Origin of the sequence: Gordonia terrae (assembly GCF_051789125.1) — a bacterium.
Lineage (GTDB): Bacteria > Actinomycetota > Actinomycetes > Mycobacteriales > Mycobacteriaceae > Gordonia > Gordonia terrae_A.
In genome coordinates, this window is sequence record NZ_CP196526.1 from 4,861,182 (window position 1) to 4,879,546 (window position 18,365).

At 68.7% G+C, this 18,365-nt stretch carries 19 protein-coding genes; 9 read left to right on the forward strand and 10 right to left on the reverse strand.

Going from position 1 to position 18,365, the window contains the following annotated elements; translation table 11 throughout:
* Positions 1-22 precede the first annotated feature (22 nt).
* Positions 23-724: a TetR/AcrR family transcriptional regulator gene (locus ACSUZC_RS22130; RefSeq protein WP_439030590.1), complete on the reverse strand. Its 702-nt coding sequence runs from the start codon at positions 722-724 to the stop codon at positions 23-25.
* 86 nt (positions 725-810) lie between these two features.
* Here ACSUZC_RS22130 and ACSUZC_RS22135 point away from each other — a divergent pair, with 86 nt between their 5' ends.
* Complete coding sequence (locus tag ACSUZC_RS22135) at positions 811-1,764, forward strand: oxygenase MpaB family protein (RefSeq protein WP_439030591.1); 954 nt, start codon at positions 811-813, stop codon at positions 1,762-1,764.
* A 16-nt stretch (positions 1,765-1,780) separates the two neighbouring features.
* Here the strand turns inward: ACSUZC_RS22135 and ACSUZC_RS22140 are convergent, their stop codons facing one another.
* Together ACSUZC_RS22140 and ACSUZC_RS22145 are read right to left on the reverse strand one after the other, a co-directional pair.
* A complete protein-coding gene (locus ACSUZC_RS22140; RefSeq protein WP_439030592.1) occupies positions 1,781-3,061 on the reverse strand; it encodes an alpha-hydroxy-acid oxidizing protein in 1,281 nt (426 codons plus the stop codon).
* Positions 3,062-3,113: 52 nt separating this feature from the next.
* Positions 3,114-3,407, reverse strand: coding sequence for a hypothetical protein (locus ACSUZC_RS22145; protein ID WP_439030593.1), 294 nt, complete (start codon positions 3,405-3,407; stop codon positions 3,114-3,116).
* A 138-nt stretch (positions 3,408-3,545) separates the two neighbouring features.
* Here ACSUZC_RS22145 and ACSUZC_RS22150 point away from each other — a divergent pair, with 138 nt between their 5' ends.
* The 6 genes from ACSUZC_RS22150 to ACSUZC_RS22175 all read left to right on the forward strand — a co-directional run bounded on the left by ACSUZC_RS22150 (position 3,546) and on the right by ACSUZC_RS22175 (position 9,645).
* Positions 3,546-4,691 carry a polyprenyl synthetase family protein gene (locus ACSUZC_RS22150; RefSeq protein ID WP_439030594.1) on the forward strand — a complete coding sequence of 382 codons (1,146 nt, stop codon included), beginning with the start codon at positions 3,546-3,548 and terminating at the stop codon, positions 4,689-4,691.
* Positions 4,688-5,413 (forward strand): monooxygenase, encoded by a 726-nt coding sequence (locus ACSUZC_RS22155; RefSeq protein ID WP_439030595.1) that lies wholly within the window; start codon positions 4,688-4,690, stop codon positions 5,411-5,413. The genes ACSUZC_RS22150 and ACSUZC_RS22155 overlap by 4 nt, the downstream gene beginning before the upstream one ends.
* An 89-nt stretch (positions 5,414-5,502) precedes the next feature.
* Positions 5,503-6,276 carry a carotenoid biosynthesis protein gene (locus tag ACSUZC_RS22160; RefSeq protein WP_439033204.1) on the forward strand — a complete coding sequence of 258 codons (774 nt, stop codon included), beginning with the start codon at positions 5,503-5,505 and terminating at the stop codon, positions 6,274-6,276.
* Complete coding sequence (locus tag ACSUZC_RS22165; RefSeq protein ID WP_439030596.1) at positions 6,263-7,396, forward strand: glycosyltransferase; 1,134 nt, start codon at positions 6,263-6,265, stop codon at positions 7,394-7,396. Before ACSUZC_RS22160 ends, ACSUZC_RS22165 begins: the two co-directional genes overlap by 14 nt.
* On the forward strand, positions 7,393-8,895 hold the full coding sequence (locus ACSUZC_RS22170) for a phytoene desaturase family protein (protein ID WP_439030597.1): 1,503 nt from the start codon (positions 7,393-7,395) through the stop codon (positions 8,893-8,895). Before ACSUZC_RS22165 ends, ACSUZC_RS22170 begins: the two co-directional genes overlap by 4 nt.
* Positions 8,896-9,048: 153 nt before the next feature.
* Entirely contained in the window at positions 9,049-9,645 is a 597-nt protein-coding gene (locus tag ACSUZC_RS22175) for a hypothetical protein (RefSeq protein WP_439030598.1), read from the forward strand.
* A gap of 543 nt (positions 9,646-10,188) precedes the next feature.
* Here the strand turns inward: ACSUZC_RS22175 and crtI are convergent.
* The 7 genes from crtI to ACSUZC_RS22210 form a co-directional block, all read right to left on the reverse strand.
* Complete coding sequence (gene crtI, locus ACSUZC_RS22180) at positions 10,189-11,787, reverse strand: phytoene desaturase family protein (RefSeq protein WP_439030599.1); 1,599 nt, start codon at positions 11,785-11,787, stop codon at positions 10,189-10,191.
* Positions 11,784-12,725 carry a phytoene/squalene synthase family protein gene (locus ACSUZC_RS22185; RefSeq protein WP_439030600.1) on the reverse strand — a complete coding sequence of 314 codons (942 nt, stop codon included), beginning with the start codon at positions 12,723-12,725 and terminating at the stop codon, positions 11,784-11,786. The genes crtI and ACSUZC_RS22185 overlap by 4 nt, the downstream gene beginning before the upstream one ends.
* Positions 12,726-12,769: 44 nt before the next feature.
* The gene (gene idi / locus ACSUZC_RS22190; protein WP_439030601.1) at positions 12,770-13,333 is read right to left on the reverse strand and encodes an isopentenyl-diphosphate Delta-isomerase; all 564 of its coding nucleotides are present in this window, start codon (positions 13,331-13,333) and stop codon (positions 12,770-12,772) included.
* A 149-nt stretch (positions 13,334-13,482) separates the two neighbouring features.
* Complete coding sequence (locus tag ACSUZC_RS22195) at positions 13,483-14,205, reverse strand: CDP-alcohol phosphatidyltransferase family protein (protein WP_439030602.1); 723 nt, start codon at positions 14,203-14,205, stop codon at positions 13,483-13,485.
* On the reverse strand, positions 14,189-15,082 hold the full coding sequence (locus tag ACSUZC_RS22200; RefSeq protein ID WP_439030603.1) for a YhjD/YihY/BrkB family envelope integrity protein: 894 nt from the start codon (positions 15,080-15,082) through the stop codon (positions 14,189-14,191). The genes ACSUZC_RS22195 and ACSUZC_RS22200 overlap by 17 nt, the downstream gene beginning before the upstream one ends.
* A 91-nt stretch (positions 15,083-15,173) precedes the next feature.
* Complete coding sequence (locus ACSUZC_RS22205; protein ID WP_439030604.1) at positions 15,174-15,809, reverse strand: LysE/ArgO family amino acid transporter; 636 nt, start codon at positions 15,807-15,809, stop codon at positions 15,174-15,176.
* Positions 15,810-15,877: 68 nt separating this feature from the next.
* Positions 15,878-16,492 (reverse strand): TetR/AcrR family transcriptional regulator, encoded by a 615-nt coding sequence (locus ACSUZC_RS22210; protein ID WP_439030605.1) that lies wholly within the window; start codon positions 16,490-16,492, stop codon positions 15,878-15,880.
* 91 nt (positions 16,493-16,583) lie between these two features.
* On the opposite strand from ACSUZC_RS22210, the gene ACSUZC_RS22215 reads away from it, so the two are divergent.
* Together ACSUZC_RS22215 and ACSUZC_RS22220 are read left to right on the forward strand one after the other, a co-directional pair.
* On the forward strand, positions 16,584-17,645 hold the full coding sequence (locus tag ACSUZC_RS22215) for an ABC transporter permease (protein WP_439030606.1): 1,062 nt from the start codon (positions 16,584-16,586) through the stop codon (positions 17,643-17,645).
* A gap of 411 nt (positions 17,646-18,056) precedes the next feature.
* Positions 18,057-18,317, forward strand: a complete 261-nt coding sequence (locus ACSUZC_RS22220) for a hypothetical protein (RefSeq protein ID WP_439030607.1) — start codon at positions 18,057-18,059, stop codon at positions 18,315-18,317.
* Positions 18,318-18,365 lie beyond the last annotated feature (48 nt).

The window sequence follows — 18,365 nt, forward strand, 5'->3', positions numbered from 1 at the left end:
AAACATATCCCCACGCGCAGCACTACTCACCATCGCCGTGGCGGCGGGACAGGCTGTTCTCCAGCATTTCCGCGGGTGACACCAGCAGCGCGATGCTCAGGTCCACGACATCGGCCTTGCTCAGATCGACGTCGCCCTCGAGCCACGCGGCGAGCAGGCGGCTCAGACCGCCCACCTGATAGTGCGCCACGCCGACGGCCGCGGACGGGCCGACATGGACGTCGAGGATCGCCGAGGTGCTCTGCAGTGTCAGCCCGGCGAACAGCGTCGTCGACTCCATGCGCTTGGCGGCGATCACCGGACTCTGCAGCGCCTGCGAGAACAGCAGTCGACCCTTGCGCCGGTCCGCGTCGATGACGTCGACGATGGCGGCCACCGCGCCGGCGACCTTGGCCCGCATGCTCGCACCCTCGGAGAAGGCGGCGAGGCTGGCCTGGGCGATCTCTTCGATGACCTCGTCGTACATGACACCGACGAGCTGATCCACCGATTCGAAGCTCTCGTAGAAGTACCGGGCGGTCAGCCCTGCGCGGCGGCAGACGCCGCGGACCGTCACCGCGCCCACGTCATCGGCGCCGAGCAGATCCAACCCGGCGTCGATCAACGCCGACCGGCGACGTGCGACGCGGGTGTCGCCCCCTTCGCCGCCGTAGGCCCGCAGGGTGGCGGCCGAGTCCGGCGCAGCGCCGGATCGGCTGTCCGGAGTCGATGGTGCTCGTCCCATGTTTCCTATCTTGACACCCCAGTAAGTTAGGTGTCTCATAAAACGGGAAACAGTCGTTTCCAGAATTCGAGCAGGAGGGGTGTTCGATGGCAACGGAGCCTATCACCAGTGGAAGTTCGGCCCTGTCACCACAAACGTCGACCGACGTGACAGCCGAGGTCGAGGAATTTCTCACCGCGGAGCGGCCGGACACCGAGTTCTTGCCAACGACCGCGCGGATGTCTCGCGCGGAGCTCGACGCCCTCCCCACCAGCGACCTCGATCCCCTCGGCATCGGCGTGATCGCCGGCGCCGCGAACGTGATCATGCAGCTCAGCCTGCCTGCCGTCGGATACGGCGTGTACGAGAGCCGCGTGGACTCGGGCAACCTGTTCAAGCATCCGATGAAGCGCGGACGCACCACGCTGAGCTACCTCGCCGTCGCCGGACTCGGCAGCGCCAAGGACCGCAAGGCCTACCGCAAGGCGGTCGGCAAGGCGCACGCACAGGTCCGGTCGACCCCGGAGAGCCCGGTCAAATACAACGCCTTCGACCCTGCGCTGCAGCTGTGGGTCGCGGCCTGCCTCTACCGCGGCACCGAGGACGTCCACCGGATCTTCGGCGGCGTCACCGAGGTGACCGACGAGCGCTACCAGGCCGGAGCGGTTCTCGGCACGACGCTCCAGGTCCCCCGCGAGATGTGGCCTGCCACGCGTGCGGACTTCGAGACGTACTGGAACGAGACGGTCGAGACCCTCGAGATCGACGACACCATCCGCGAGTACCTGATGTCGATCGCCCGCGCGGAGTTCCTCGGGCCCGTGATCTCCCGGTTGTTCGGCTGGCATTTCGAGATCATGGCCATCGGCTTCCTGCCGGAGAACTTCCGTCACAAGATGCGGGTCCGGCTCTCGCCGTGGCAGGAGTTGTACTTCGACACCCACAACGCGGTCCTGCGCGCCTTCATCACGCGCGCCCCGAAGTGGGTGCGCGCCTTCCCGTTCAACGTCCTGCTCGCCGACGTCCGGTGGCGGATGCGGACGGGACGCCCGCTGGTCTGAGCGGGCACCAGCAGGCCTACAACCGCCGCAACGCCTCGCGGTCGAGGTCGACGACGTCGGTGTGACCGGACAACCCGAGGGTGAGGTCGAGTTCGGCGATGATGTCGGCGACGACGTCGCGGGCACCATCGGAGCCGGCGAGCGCGAGCCCGTACATGTGCGGCCGGCCGATGCAGGCGGCGTCGGCGCCGAGCGCGAGCGCCTTGAAGACGTCGGAGCCGGTGTAGATGCCCGAGTCGATGAGCACCTTGATCCGCCCGTCGACGACGGGGGCGATCGCCTCGAGCGCGTCGATCGTGCTGATGGCGCCGTCGACCTGCCGGCCGCCGTGATTGGACACGACGATGCCGTCGACGCCGGCGTCGACGGCCTGCCGCGCGTCGTCGGGGTGCAGCACGCCCTTGAGGACGATCGGCAGTGAGGTGCGCTCGCGGAGTCCGGCGAGGTCGTCCCAGTTCAGCGACGGCCGGGAGTAGATGTCGAGAAACGTCTGCACCGCGCCGCGCGGCTGCGGCGACCTCAGGTTGTCGAGGAACCTCCCCGGCGCGTTGCGGGTGATGGAGACCAGCGTGGCGATCGCACCGAGCGAGATCTCGGGGCGTTCGTCGGCTGCGGCACGCAGTCGGTCGGCCACGATGTCGACGAACCGGCGGTCGGAGGTGTACTGCGCGATGCCCTCACCGCGCGCGAACGGGAGCGACCCGAGGTTCAGGTCCTGCGGCCGCCACCCGAGCATCGTCGTGTCGAGGGTGACGACCACCGCGTCGGCGCGAACCTCCTCGGCGCGGGCGAGCAGACTGTCGACGAGGTCGTCGTCGGTGGACCAGTACAGCTGGAACCAACGCGGCGCGCCGGGAGTGACCCGATCCATCTCCGCGGCGACGTCCTCCATCGCGACACTCGCCTGGTTCGAGAAGATGTAGGGCACGCCGAGTTCCGCGGCGGCGCGGCCGATGAGCGCATCGGCGCCGGGCGCGGCGAGCGATCCCGCACCGACGGGCGCGAACAGCACCGGGGCCGGTATGCGACGCCCGAACAGATCGACGGCCAGGTTCCGTTCCGAGACATCACGGAGGATTCGCGGCACGATCGCCCAGCGGTCGAGAGCCGCACGGTTGGCCGCCATGGTGCGTCCCTCACCGGCACCACCGGCGATGTACGCCCACGCCCGCGCCGACATGGCACGCTTGGCACGCCGCTCTAGCTCCGCGAAATCCGTTGGTACACGCGGTTTCCGCCGGTGAACACCGGCGGTGTAGATGTCGTTCTGGCGCGTCCGTCCGTATCCCGCGGTCATGGGTGGTGATCGTAACGCCGGGTCGTCGATCCCGGTCGGGGATCGCTCGCCGTCAGCGGGTCGCGACGGCCGTCGCGCCTGCCGCGGCGACAGTCACCGCGGCCACCGACGGCCACGCACCGATCTTCTTCGCCAACGGATGCGACCCGCCGAACGCGGCCAGGTAGCCGGCCAGCAGACCGCCCGCGACTGCGGGGCCCTTCGACACCGCCCACTGCCGGGTACACCAGGCACCGGCCGTGCCGAGCACCACCCCGCCCAGCTCACGGCGGCCGCTGTAGCGGGCGACCGCGAAACCACCGACAAGACCGATCGCCACCACGGGCACCGTTGCATCCACTGCCATGCGACTCACGCTACCGGCATGTCGCCGCCACCCATCCGCCCGCGGTTACCGCTCCGAACACGGGGTATCCGAGACCGACCCCGAACACCACGATCCGCGGATACACGTCCCTGAACCCGGACTCCGAAGGGCCCCGACATGACACCGACCGCAGAGATGACCGACTCGTCCGTACCGCCGTCATCCCTGTCGACCTCCACACTCCGCGAGCTCCACCCGATCGAGAACGCGACGACCGATCTGGAGCTCGTCGAGGAGGTCGTGGCCTCGCACTTCCGGCAGCACGCCGCCACCCTGCGACAGGTGGGACCCGAGCTGGCCCCGGCGATCGACGCCGTCTCGCAGCGGATCGGTGGCGGCAAGCGGTTGCGTGCCGCGTTCTGTCTCACGGGCGCACGGGGAGCCGCGCAGGGCTCGGCCGTGCCCGGGATGGTCGAGATGGCCGCGGCGATCGAGCTCTTCCATCTGGCCGCGCTCGTGCACGACGACGTGATGGACGACAGCGACACACGACGCGGACTGCCGACGGTCCATCGACTCTTCGCCGACGATCACCTCCGTGCGGGGCGTCGCGGTGACGCCGAGCGCCACGGCACCGCGGTCGCCATCCTGGTCGGTGACATGTGCCTGTCCTGGTCCGACGACCTGGCCGCGACGGCCACCGACACCGCCACCGGTGAGACCCGACGAGCCGTCCGCCGGACCTGGTCGGCGATGCGCGACGAGGCCTACGGCGGCCAGTACCTCGACATGCTCAGCCAGACCGAGGAGCAGACCGACGCCGACCGGACGGCGCGCATCCTGCGTTACAAGAGCGCGCGGTACACGATCGGCCAGCCGTTGCGGCTCGGTGGCACCCTCGCCGGGGCCGACGCGACACTCCTCGACGCCTACGACCGCATCGGCCTCACCGCCGGTGAGGCATTCCAGCTCCGCGACGACATCCTCGGGGTGTTCGGCGACGAGAAGGTCACCGGCAAGCCCGCGATCGACGACCTCCGGGAAGGCAAGCGGACCATGCTCATCGCTCTGGCCGAGGAGTCCGCGGGCCGGATGGAACGTCGGGTGCTCGCCGACGGCCTCGGCAATCCCGATCTCGACGAGGACGGGGCCGCCCGGATGCGCGAGGTCCTGGAGTCGACGGGCTCGGTGGATCGCGTCGAACAGCGGATCGTCGACCTCGCCGAGGAGGCGCTGACCATCATCGACTCCGTCCGGGTGGACGACCACAGCAGGCAGGCGCTGACCACGCTCGTCGAACGCTGCGTGTGGCGTCGCTCATGACCTCACCCGGCGGACCCACGGTCGAACTCCGCGTGTGGGGAGTGGACCGCGTCCTCCCCGCGCTCGGACGCATGTCGTCGGGGCGTCGGGCATTGCGCCGGACCCCGGGACTGCGCTTCGCGAAGCTGCTCGGTACCGGCACATCACGCACGTTCACCTTGGACAGCGCCGATCTACGACACTGGGCCGCGCTCACGGTGTGGCACGACGACGCCGCCGCCCGCGCCGCCGCGAAGTCGCCCGTGTTGCGGCGGTGGCAGGAGTCGAGCACCGAGGAACTTCGCGTGACGATGCGACCGCTCCGCTCGAAAGGGCAGTGGTCGCGGGTCGATCCGTTCGGCAACGACCGTTCCCGAGCCGACCACACGACGACCGAGCGAACGGGCGCCCGTTGGACCGGTCCCGTCGCGGCTCTCACCCGTGCCCGGTTGCGTCCCACGACCATGGTCTCGTTCTGGCGTGCGGTTCCGCCGGTGGCCACCGAACTCGCAGGCGCTCAGGGCAATCGGCTCGCTCTCGGGGTCGGCGAGCTCCCACTCGGTGTGCAGGGCACATTCTCGCTCTGGGACACCGCGCACGATCTGACAGAATTCGCCTATCGGTCACCGGCCCATCTGTCCGCGGTCCGAAGTACGGAGTCCGCACGCTGGTATGCCGAGGAACTGTTCGCCCGCTTCGCCGTCACCGACGTGGTCGGCACCTACGAGGGGAGGTCGGCGTGACCAACGACTTCGCCACACGCCGTCCCGTCCCCACGCCCGCCGACCCGCAGGAGACCGGCCGCCCACACCTCGCATGGGGCCGCGGACTCGTGGCTCTCGCCTGGGTGCTGCTCGCCGCGACGATCGGCGTGCAGATCGCTTTCCCGTTCACCGATGGGGGCACGCTGCCGCTGACCGTCGCGAGTGTCCTGCTGCTGGCGTCGGCCTCACTCGTCCATGTGGGCGCGACACGCGGCCCGAAAGCCGCTGTGGCCCTCGCCGTGATCGCCGGCGGCGGCGGTCTGCTCGCCGAATCCGTCGGCGTCAGCACCGGATTCCCGTTCGGCACATACGAGTACACCGACGGCCTGGGACTCAAGGTCCTGGGTGTCCCGGTGTTGGTCCCGTTGGCCTGGATCATGATGTCGTGGCCGGCGCTGGTGGTCACGCGCAGACTCGTCGGTGCTCTCGGCGCGTCCGGGGCGGCGACGCGACCGATCGTCGCCGTTGTCGGCGCGTATGCGCTCACCGCCTGGGACGTGTTCCTCGACCCGCAGATGGTCGACCAGGGCAACTGGGCGTGGCGGTATCCGGAGCCGTCGTTGCCCGGGGTCGCCGACATCCCGTTGACGAACTTCGCGGGCTGGCTGCTGGTCTCGTTGCTCATGATCGCGGCCCTCGACCTCGCGATCGGTCGTTCCGACCGCGCCGGCATCGACGCCGTGCCGGTCACCGCCTATCTGTGGACCTACTTCTCCTCGGTGATGGCGCACGCGATGTTCTTCGGTCGCCCGACGGTCGCCATCACCGGCGGAATCCTGATGGGGGTCATCGCGATACCGCTTCTGGTTTTCGAGATCAAGGGGCGCCGTGCGAGTGGCTGAGCTGGGGCGCAGGCTCGTCGCGGTGGGCACCGCGTTGTCCGTGGCCTCGCTGGTGCTGACCGTCGACAATGCGCGCCGTGTGCGTAGGCCCGGGTTGTCGGGCATCCCCGCCTCCGAACCGCTCTCGATCCTCCTCCCGATGCGCGACGAGGCAGACACCGCCGAACGGTGCCTGACCGCCGTGCTCGAGGCGGCCGATCGTTGGCACGGGCCCGTCCGCATCCTCGTACTCGACGACGGTTCCGTCGACGGCACCGACGCGGTGCTGACACGCCTGGCCGACCGGGACGCTCGGATCGAGGTGCGTCAAGGAGTCCCGCCTCCCCCGGGTTGGCTCGGAAAGACCTGGGCGTGCCGGCAATTGGCGGACATGGCCCATCCCGACGGGGTCTACATATTCGTCGACGCCGACGTCGTGGTGGAGCCGCACGCCTTCACCTCGTCGCTCGCTCTGTTGCGCGACACCGGACTCGACCTGGTGAGCCCCTACCCCCGCCAGGTCGCGGTCGGCCCGGCGGAGCGTCTGGTCCAGCCGCTGCTGCAATGGTCGTGGATGAGCACCCTCCCGCTCGGACTCGCCGAGCGCTCGTCGCGTGAATCCCTCACCGCGGCAAACGGACAGATGATGGTCGTCGACGCCGCGACCTACCACCGCGCGGGTGGACACGACGCCGTACGGGACGTCGTACTCGAGGACATCGGCCTGCTACGGGCCATCAAGGCGGCGGGCGGACGCGGGGTGGTCGCCGAAGGCAGTACCGTCGCCACCTGCCGCATGTACCACGGGTGGGACGAGGTCCGGGAGGGTTACCGCAAGTCGCTCTGGTCGGCGTTCGGCTCGCCGGCCGGGACGCTCGCCGTCACCGGGCTCCTCTGTCTGATGTACGTGTTGCCCGCCGTCGCAGCACTGTTCGGCTCGAGGACCGGGCTGGTCGGTTACCTCTCCGGCGTCGCCTCGCGAGCCGTCTCCGCCCGCTGCACCGGTGGCCGCGCCTGGCCCGACGCCTTCGGCCACCCGCTGTCGATCCTCGTCTTCACCGGCCTCGCAGTCGATTCGACGCTCGCGCGGCACCGCGGAGACCTGCACTGGAAGGGACGACCCATCGAGGCGCACCGATGAGCCGTGTCCTGGTGATCGGTGCGGGCGTCGGCGGACTCTCCGTCGCCATGCGCCTGTCCGCGGCCGGCCACGACGTCACCGTTCTCGAGCAATTCGACGACGTAGGCGGCAAACTCGGCGTGATCGAACACGACGGTTTCGTCTTCGACACCGGGCCGTCGCTCGTCACCATGCCGCACGTGTTCGAAGAACTCTTCGCGGCGACGGACACGTCGATCCATGACTACCTGACCCTCGAGCGACTCCCGGTCGCCGCCCGCTACCGATTCCCCGACGGCACCGTCCTCGACATGCCGGGAACCCTCGACGACATCCCGGCCGCCCTCGACGCCGCTCTCGGACCCGGGCGAGGCGCCCAGTGGTCGTCGTTTCTCCACCGCGCACAACGTGTCTGGGACGTCACGCACGAGCCGTTCCTCGAGTCGCCGATGAGTATCCGCACGATGATCGGTGGCATCGCCACCCCGTCGGACGTTGCGACCGTCGCTCCCTGGCGAACCCTCCGCGGACTCGGTGATCGACACCTCGTCGACCCTCGCCTGCGCATGCTCCTCGACCGGTACGCCACCTACACCGGTTCCGACCCTCGTCGCGCCCCGGCGGCCCTGGCCTCCGTGCCGTGGGCGGAGCAGTCCTTCGGATCATGGTATGTCCGAGGCGGATTGGGACGCATCGCCACCGCCATGCGGGATCGCTTCTGCGCACTCGGCGGGCATCTCGAACTCGGCGTCGAGGTCACCCGGGTGACGACGGACGCCCGCGGCCGGGCCGACGGCGTCGAACTCGCCGACGGCACCCGGCGGTCGGCCGACATCGTCGTGGCCAACGCCGACGCCCGCCAGGTCTATGACAGTCTCGTTCCCCGCCGCGCCGGCCGCGTTCCCAGGGCACTCCTTCGCCGGACGACGCCGTCGCTGTCGGGGTTCGTACTCCTGCTCGCGCTCGACGACCCGCCGCCCGATCAACCGCATCACCACGTGCTGTTCGCCGAGGACTACGACGAGGAGTTCGACGCCGTGTTCGGCTTCAACGGCCCGCCCCGTCCGGTCGCGCGTCCCACCGTGTACATCTCGGCTCCGGCCGACCCCGACATCGTGCCCGAGCCCGGGACAGCCGCGTGGTTCGTACTCGTCAACGCCCCGCGCCATGACCCCGAGCACGGGGTGAACTGGGACGCACCAGGGCTCGCCGACTCCTACGCGGACCAGATCCTCGAGGTCATAGGCGATCGGGGGCTCGACCTCAGCGGACACATCCGCCACCGCCTGCTGGTGTCCCCCGCCGACCTCGAACGCCGCACCAAGACCCCGGGCGGCTCGATCTACGGGTCGTCGTCGAACGGACCGCGGTCGGCGTTCCTGCGACCGTCGAACACCTCACCGATACCGGGTCTCTTCCTGGTCGGCGGGTCGTCGCATCCGGGTGGCGGGCTGCCGCTCGTGGTCATGTCGGCGAAGATCGTCGCGGGCCTCATCGGACCGGCGCCCGCACATCGCTGAGTGTTGGGCTGGGCGTACGACCTCGCTTGTTCTGCCCGAATCATGGTGGGTGCAGCGCGACCCGCGATCGCCGGACTGCTCGGATACGAACGCTAGGAGATCGGACTCACTAGATCCCCGGATCGAAGTACGCTTGTCCACTACAATCGGCAAATGGCGCAGCCGACAAGAGGTTCCCGGTTCTGCATGCTCGCCACCGTGATTACGGCGACCATCGCGGGCGTCCAGGCGGTGGCCGGCGCCGGCGCGTCATCGGCGTCACCACTAGACGATCTCGCGCGAGCTCTCCCGAACCTGGGATCGACGGCCGGTCCCGCGCCTGGATACGCGTCACCACAGTTCGAGGTCAGCTTCCGGTACATCGAGTCCGACCTCTACAGCTCGAGGGTTCGCCCCTCGGCGAACGTGACGATTGCCGTCGACGAAGACATCGATAGATGTGTGCGGGTGGACGATGATGAACTAAGAGACCAGGTGAGCAAGGAAGACCGATCGCCAGGTCGAGTGACCCCGGGAGGCTCGTACACGTTGGGGTTCGAGTTGATGGGTAGTGCGAGACCAGGTTGTGGCGGTCGGCAAACAGCAACCGTGCGGTGGCATTTTCGGATTTCCAACAGCTTGTCCACGACCACTTTCTCCGCCGCGCTCAACGAGCAGAGCAGACTCACCACCGGTTCACCGAGCAATCCCGATCTCGTCCAACTGGACAAGCCTGGAGGTAGCACACTGATCGTCCAGGTGCAGATCTAAGGCGTGTAATCGCCGGTTCGGTAATCGGTCGGTGCAGGTTGACGAGGGCGATGTCGTCGCACCCGTCTGGGAGCACAGTCACGAGAACCTTTCTCCCTCAGTGCGTTACATGTGCGAACAGTTCAAGAAATTGCCGGTCGAGGAGACACGGATATGACAGCCCGAACGCGTGGCCGCGCTGCGCGATCTGCTCGGCGCGACCCGCCACGTTCAGGTTGGACGATCTCAGCGCCGGTGGCCCGCGTGCCTCGAATCACCCCGTCGCCTCGACTGCGTCAGACCCGATCGCGGTATGTGTACGCATGCCCACCCAGCGACGCGGTCACGACCGCCACCGGAACGCGCGAGGCTTGCAGGTTGAACCGCTCCTGCGGCGTGAGATCCCGACGCGACCATATCCACCGCGGGCTGCGCCACCATGAACTCGTACGTGTTCTCTCCATGTCGCCCGGACCTTTCGCCCGCTCACTGTGAGCACCGTCACGCGCTCATACCCGGGTGACCGGGCTGTCAAACCTCGACGGAGCAACCCGCCATTGCAGGTCAGCGACTCCCGACCGGCATCGGCCCCACCGACCGGTCGCCGCGAAGCTTCTTCCGGATGAGTTCGGCGCTGATCAGGCACATCGGCAGGCCGATGCCGGGGCGCGTGCTCGATCCCGCGTAGTACAACCCGTCAACCTTCCGCGAACGGTTCGTCGACCGGAGGAACGCGCTCTGCCGAAGCGTGTGTGCCGGGCCCAGCGCACCACCGCACCACGAGTTCACGGAGTCCACGAAGTCGGCGGGTCCGATGGTGCGCCGCACGACGACACGATCGGCGAGATCCGGGACGCCCGACCACTGGCCGATCATCGCGATCGCCCGGTCGGCCACCTTCTCGATGTCGGGGTCCCCGCCGCCGTCGACGCCGCCGTGGCCCACGCCGGGATCCGGCGGCACGGGAACGAGGATGAAGAGGTTCTCGTGATCGGCCGGTGCCACCGAGGCGTCCGTCGCCGACGGCTTGCACACGTACAGCGACGCGGGATCCGGGATGCGCGTCGGAGCCTCGAAGATGGCGTCGAAGTTGGTCTTCCAGTCCTCGGTGAAGAACAACGAATGGTGCGCCAACTCGGGCAGCGTCCCGCTCACACCCAGGCAGGCCAGAACCGCGCCCGGGCCCGACGTGGCGCGCTGCCAGTACCGCTCCGGGAAGGTCTGCAGTTCCGTGGGGAGCAGCCGGGTCTCGAGATGATGGAGATCAGCGGCTCCGATGACGATGTCGGCGTACAGATCTCGGGTCTCGCCCGCCGCTGTCTCGATGCGCACCCCGCCGACCTCGGCACGACGCCGGGACGTCCGACGACCGGTACGTTCGCGGGTCAACACCGCCGTCGCCGCGGCGCCGGTGTGTATCTGTACACCGCGCTCGCGGGCCACCCGCTCCAGCGCGTCGACGAGCGTCGTGAACCCGCCGTTGGGGTAACGCACTCCGTCGGCCAGATCGAGCCAGCTCATCAGGTGATACATCGCCGGGGTGCGCTCGGGGGACGACCCGAGGAAGACCGCCGGGTACCCCAGCACCTGCTGCAGGCGCCGATCGGTGAAGCGCGACGAGATGAACGACTGCAGCGACGACGACAGCAGCGTGGCGAGCGTCTTCGCGTGGCGCAGCACGGGCCCGCTGAGGAACGCGCGCGGCGAGTCGAAACTGGTGTACAGGAAGCGTTCCACGGCAAGGTCGTACGCCTGCCGCGCGGTGCGCAGGTAATCGTCGAGGGCGGCGCCGGCACCGGGCTCGATCTGCTCGAACAATGCCCGGTTCCGGGCGTAGTCACCGGCGATGTCGATCGGCGGGCCGTCGGACTCGCCGTCGCCGAAGAACACCCGGTAGCCAGGGTCGAGCCGGACCAGGTCGAGCTGTTCGGCGGTCGAGGTGCCGAGCATCTCGAAGAAGTGGTCGAAGACCTCCGGCATGAGCCACCACGACGGGCCGGTGTCGAACCGGAATCCGTCCCGGCTCCAGGTGCCGGCACGTCCGCCGAGTTCGTGGTTCTTCTCGACGATCTCGACATCATGGCCGTCGTGCGCGAGGAGGGCCGCGGTCGCGAGGCCGGCCACCCCGCCGCCGATGACCACGACGCGTTTCGGGTCGATCATGCGTGTGTGCTCCGTCCATGGATGCGCGACACGTCGCGGCGTGTGGTGGCCCGGGGCATTCCGCGGCGGGCCACCGCCGCGGCGGCGATCCTCGCCTTGCCCGCGTTGGGGACTCGGACCCGGCTACGGCGAGCCTGCGCCGCCGACGACTCGCGAAGGCGTGCGGTCAGTTCGGCGAACAGGTCGTGTGCGGTGCACACCGCGACCCGGCTGCCCACCGGTAGATCCGGGATGGCGGCAGCGGCCGCGGTGAGGTCGAGGTCGATGTCGTCGAGCCACAGCGACCACGCGGCGTCAGCTGGGTCGTCGGGGTCGAGGCCGACGAGGTAGCGACGCCCCAGACCGTCACTGTCCTCCCCGAAGTCACGCAGGAAGTTGATCTTCTGGAACGCCGCCCCGAGGCGCCGGGCCCCGGGTTCGAGGTGGTCGTAGCGCGCGGCGGCCTTGGCTTCGCCGTCGAGGAACGCCCGCAGGCACATGAGACCGACCACCTCGGCGGAGCCGTAGATGTAGGCCGCCAGCGAGTCGAAATCGTGCTGGACCTGGGTCAGGTCGCTGCGCATCGAATCGAAGAACGGTCCCACCAGATCGAGGTCGATGCCGACCCGGCGCGCCGTCTGCGCGAACGCATGGACGACGAGATTGCTGCTCGACCCCGTCACGAGCGCGACGCTGGTCTGTTCCTCGAGCTGATCGAGCTCGTTGCTGCGGTCCACCAGCCCCTGCTCGGGACGCGGTGCGTCGACGATCTCGTCGGCGACGCGGACGAGCGCGTAGATGTTCTGGACGTCACGACGGATACGCGGGGGAAGCAGCCGCGAGGCCAGCCCGAACGAGCTGGAGTACGACTTGATGACGAGCGCTGCGCTGGCCTCGGCGACCTCGTCGTAACGACGATGGGGTGGAACCACCTCGGTATGACCGGGTATGTGCATCATCCGACCGCTCCTCGACCTCACTGATTGAACGGATTTCCCTGACGTCATGAATTCGAGGCCCGGGACATCACCGGATGGGTGTCGTGGGCACCGCCGCGCTCGGGCAGCTGTCGTACCTGTTCGACGAACCAGGGGCTGAGCGCCCACGGCGTGCGTTCGACTGTCGACCACACGTCGGTCACGTCGGCCCACACATGTTCGGCGACCTCGTCCGGATTCGGGGCCGGCGCGCCCAGCGGGCGCGCGACGAACACCGGGCAGATCTCGTTCTCGACGATCCCGCTCGCGTCGACGGCGCGGTACCGGAAGTCGGGCAGGATGCAGCGGACGTCGGCCACGTCGATGCCCAGTTCGCGGCGGGCATAGCGGTGGACGGCGTCGACGACGTCCTCGCCGGGACGCGGGTGACCGCAGAACGAATTGGTCCACACGCCCGGCCAGCTGCGCTTGGCCAGCGCACGGCGCGTCATGAGGATGCGGCCGTTCTCGACGAGGTGGCACGAGAAGGCGAAGTGCAACGGCGTGTCGAATCCGTGCACGCCCTCGCGGTCGGCAGTGCCGCACGGGCGGCCGTCGGCGTCGGCGAGAACCACCGAGTCGTTCGTCATCCTGGAATCCTTGCGGGTCTGAAGTGTCGAGCAGGTTCACGTCTGTCTGGCAGGCGTACGTCTCCCATTGTTCGTCACCGACGCACGGTCCGGATGGGACGGGCGCGCACGGCCCGAAACGGACCGGTCGGCCATTCGCCGACCGCGGGTCAGCCGAGTCCGCGGGTCTGCCTGCGCACGGCGACGCCGAGCTGGATCGTCCCGATGAGCGCCAGAACCGTTCCGGTCATCGCGATCGCCGTGGCCAGCACGTCCGCGACCTGGAGGTCCGCCTTCCACCACAGCGTCGACGACGCCGCGGCGACGACCGCCAGGATCACCCGTGACGGCCGTTCCCACACCGTCACCGCCCCCGGCCCCTTCATCCCGACGGCCTGGGCCGTCGCGCGGGTGATCTCGAGGATCAGCGTCAACACGGCGAGCGTCGCACCGATCCACGGCGGCGCACCCACGACCACCACGATGCCGACGAGCATGACGTCCGAGAAGCGGTCGGCGACGGCGTCGTTGATGCGTCCCCACCGCGATGCGGTTCCGGTCTGCGCGGCGATTGCGCCGTCGATGCCGTCGAGGAGCGCGGCCACCACGATGACGACTGCCGCGAGCAGCGGCCACCACTCACCGAGGATCGTCAGGCACAGTCCGACGGCGGTGGCGATGACACCCAGGGCGGTGACGGTGTTCGGGGTGAGCCCCAGGCGTACCAGCGGGCGCGCGCAGGCGTGGCTGATCAGCACCCAGTTGCGTACCCAGAAGCTGTTCCGTGGATCGATGCCGCCGTGCAGTCCCGACCACGCCTCGAGTGCGGCCTCCCGAGCCGAGGCCGGATGCTGTTCGCTCCCATGCGCGAGGTGATCACGCTCGGTGGACACGCTCGCCTCCCTGCATACCGATGGCCTGGCCGAATGCCCACCCCACGATCACGATCACATGCGCGACGTAGAGCCACAGGCCCGCGGCGACCACCCCGCCGATCACCCGAAGACCACCGTAAGGGATTCCGACGTCGATCGGCAGCGACAGGAACAACAGGAAGCCCTGGGTGAACCCGGCGATGAAGGATGCGGTCCCGAGTGCGGCCAGCGCCGCGACGCCGAGGGTCTGATGTCCGGGCGTCACACGCCAGTACACCCACGTCAGGGCGACGGTGAGGGTCAGCCAGACCGTGACGAACTCGACGACGACGCGGAGAGCGAGGTCCGCGAGGCTCCCGGATCCGCCTCCGTCCGGAGCCAGTGTGGTCAGTGTTCCGCTCACCGCGACCACGACGTAGGTGAGCGGTGGCAGGGCGACCAGGAGGCCCAGCACCCAGATCCGGGACCGCCACCCCGTGAAGCGGTCCTCGCGCGGATGCAGCGAGACGCAGGCTCGGCGGATGCCCTCGCCGTAGAACGACGCCGGGAACAGCATCACCAGAGCGCTCATCAGTGACAGTCCGGTACCCACCGCGACCGCCTCGTCGAAGACGCCCCGGCCGCCCATCTGCGCCGGGACGAGCACCCGCAACCCGGCGAGCGACTCCTCGTCAGGTGCGCCCGGCATCCACGTGGTCGACCAGATCGCGAGCAGCGCCCACGGCACCACGGCGATCGCGGCGTAGTAGGTGAGGGTCGCCGCGGCCGCAGCGAGGTCGCCGCGGCCGAGGACTGTGCGGACGTCGGACAGAAGTGCGCGCACGTCGAACGTCTTCGCACGCTCGCGGATCGTGGTCTCGCGAGTCACCGTGGGGGCCGATCGGCGCACTGTCACCCCTCCGGGATACCCGAAAACTCTTCACCTACGCCGCCGCGGCCTGCCGAGAGACACCTCGGGCGAGGTCCGAACACGACCGATCCGCCTCTCAGATCGACGCGAACAGCGCCACCGCCATCCCGAGCATGATGACCGCGACGACTGCGTCGAGCACCCTCCAGGCGCGGGGACTGGCGAAGAAACCGGATAGCCTGCGCGCCCCGCCCCCGAGCGCGGAGAACCACAGGACGCTCGCGATACAAGCGCCGAAGGCGAAGGCCCACTTACCGTTTCCGTGCCCGTTGGCAATCGCGCCCATGGTGATGACGGTGTCGAGGTAGACGTGGGGGTTCAGCCACGTCAGGGCCAGCGCCGTGCCGACCGCGACCCACCGCCCGGTGGACTCGGCCCTCCTGTTGTCGGCCCCGGCGGTGTCGGCCGCGATGGCCTCGGTGCTGCGCACACAGCGTCGGGCGGCCAGCACGCCCAGTGCCCCGACGTAGAGACCGCCGGCTGCCTTGGCGAACGTCACGACCGCCGGGTGTGCGGCGACGAGTGCGCCGAGTCCGGCAACACCCGCGACGATGAGCACGATGTCGGAGACGGCACAGACCGCCACGATCGGCGCGGTGTGCCGACGCGCGACGCCCTGGCGCAGCACGAAGACGTTCTGGGGTCCGATGGCGATGATGAGTCCGGCGCCGGTCAGCAGTCCGGCGAGAGCGGGCAGGAGATAGCTGGTCACCCGGACGACGCTAGGGTCGCGACCTTCGTCAGTACAGCGAAAGTTTCTGACGAATCATCAGCTCAGCTTCATCTGAGGTCACCCATGCCCGATGCCCGGAGAACCGCGCAGACGGTGTCGATGTACGACGCGAGGTCGAGGTCACCCACCAGCCCCTGCTGCACGACCGCGCCCTGCATCACGGATACGACAACGGGCGCGAGCTCCGCGGGTTCGGCCGGCAGCTTGTGCCCGGTGTCGCGCCACCTGGTCAGCACCCGCTCGAAGACTGCGCGCAGGCCGAGCACGATGTCGCGCACGGTCTCGCGCAGCTCCGCGCTGTTGGCCGCTTCACCCCAGACGGTGAGCACCATCCGGAACCCGTCAGACAGCGGGGCGATCTCGGACATGATCCGTGCGGCGAGTAGGCGTACCGCCTCCTCCGGGGACGCCGGCCGCGTCTGCGGATCGTCGAAGCTGCTGATCCCGGCTTCGTAGGCGACGAACACCGACCTCGCGACCGCAGCGATGAGCTCCTCCTTCGAGGAGTAGTAGGAGTAGACCGCCCCCGCGCTGAGTCCCGACTCCCGAATGACGTCGGACATCGACGTCCGGTGGAACCCCCTGCCGGCGAAGCATCGACGCGCAGCCTCCAGGATCTGCTGACTTCGCTCGAGTTTGCGTTCGTCGCTGATCTTCGGCATGCGAACAGACTAAAACGAATATTCGTTCTTGTTTCGGCCACACGCCAGGCGCATACTCTAAAACGAAGGTTCGTTCTTTTTAGGAGATGTCATGAATGCAGACCTGCACCAACCGGAAGCGCGGCCCCTTACGTCCGACGACACCGCACCGGACGGTGCACAGTCCGCCGGCGCGTCCGGTGCGACGCACGCACCGAACTGGCGGACCGTGACCGCGATGATCGTTCTCATCCCCGCGGTCGTGGTCGCGATCGCCGCGATGTTCGTGTCGCTGGCCGTCGACCCCCAGCCGCACCAGGCCCCGATCGGTCTCGTCGCTCCCCCGCCCGCCGCGCAGGCGATCGAGTCGGCACTCGCCGAGCGGGCCGGTGACGATGCGTTCGCCGTCGAGCGGTTCGCCGACGCCGACGACGCTCGTGCCGCGATCGAACGCCGCGAACTGGCGGGCGCGATCACGGTCGGCTCCGACGGCGTCACCGTGTTGACCGCCGAGGCCGGGTCGCCCGTGCTGGCGCAGGTCGTCACCGGGGTCGGCAGCGGCATCGCCACCGCCCAAGGGGTACCGGTCGCCGCCGAATCGGTGGTTCCCACCCCCGGGAGCGACGCGCGCGGAACGGGTTTCGCCGCCGGGCTGCTGCCGTTGCTGATCGCCGGCATGGCCGTGGGCGGTGCGGCGGCCGTCGCCTTGCGTGGTCGAGTCGCGATGCAGGTGACCTTGGCCGTCCTCGGTCCGCTCGTCGCGGGTTTCGGCTTCGCCGCGGTCTGGTCGTGGCTGGGCGTCATCGACGGCGGGGTCGGTGCGGTCGGGCTGGCCGCGGCCGCGATGATCGCGGCGATCGCCTGGTTCACGGTCGGAGCGGGCACGCTGTTCGGTACCGCCGGGGTCGGACTGTCGGCGCTCGTGATGGTCCTGATCTCGAACCCGTTGTCGGGGCTCGCATCCTCGCCGTATCTCCTGCCGAGCCCGTGGGGCGCGATCGGACAGTGGCTCCCGCCCGGCGCAGGCGGCACCCTGCTCCGAAGCGCGGCGTACTTCCCCGAGGCGAGCGTTGCCGGACCCCTCGCGGTACTCCTCGGCTGGGTGGCCGTCGGCGCGGCACTTCTCGCACTCGGCGTGCTGCGGGGACGACGCGGGCAGACCACTGTCGTCTAGCCTCGGCTCGTGGAGTACCTGCACCTCAAGCTCCATTCTTGCTCGCACGTTCCAACGGACGTGACGTCCGATTTCAACGAGGAGGCCTGATGTCGGTTGACCGCGACGAACCCGTCGCCGGAACGAACAAAGGGTACGAACAGTGAAGAAAAACCGGGACTCATTGAGTTTCCGTCGAAAAATCGGCGTGTTCTGGAACAGCGAACCGTGGCCGATCGCCGACGCGCAGATGATGGCGCGCGACATCGAGGCGCGGTTACGGATCATTGTTCATGCCCGAGGGCGGAGGTAAGGACGTACTGGTCGAATCGGCAGCCTTACTGGACGCCACGAAGCGCTTGGTGGTCGGAACCGGAATCGCCTACAGATCAACTTCATCGCGCCCAGACCCACCTGGCGACCTATCTACACATGAACAACTACCGAGAATCATGGCTACGGCAGGGTTTCGACAAGACCGATCTGGCGGACGGCGGGTCCGAGAGGTTGACCCGTGCGTTGGTCGGCCTGGGAACAGCCGACGATGCTGCCGCCGCGGTGACCGCGCATCTCGCCGCCGGCGCAGACCATGTAGTAGTAGTAGTAGTAGTAGTAGTACAGGTCTCCGTTGATGCGCGGACCGACGACCCACTGCCCAACCTACGGGCACTCGCCGTGGCATTGAACCTCTGATACGCGTCGGGGTGGTCCACCCTTAGACCGAACTCGATGGATACCCCG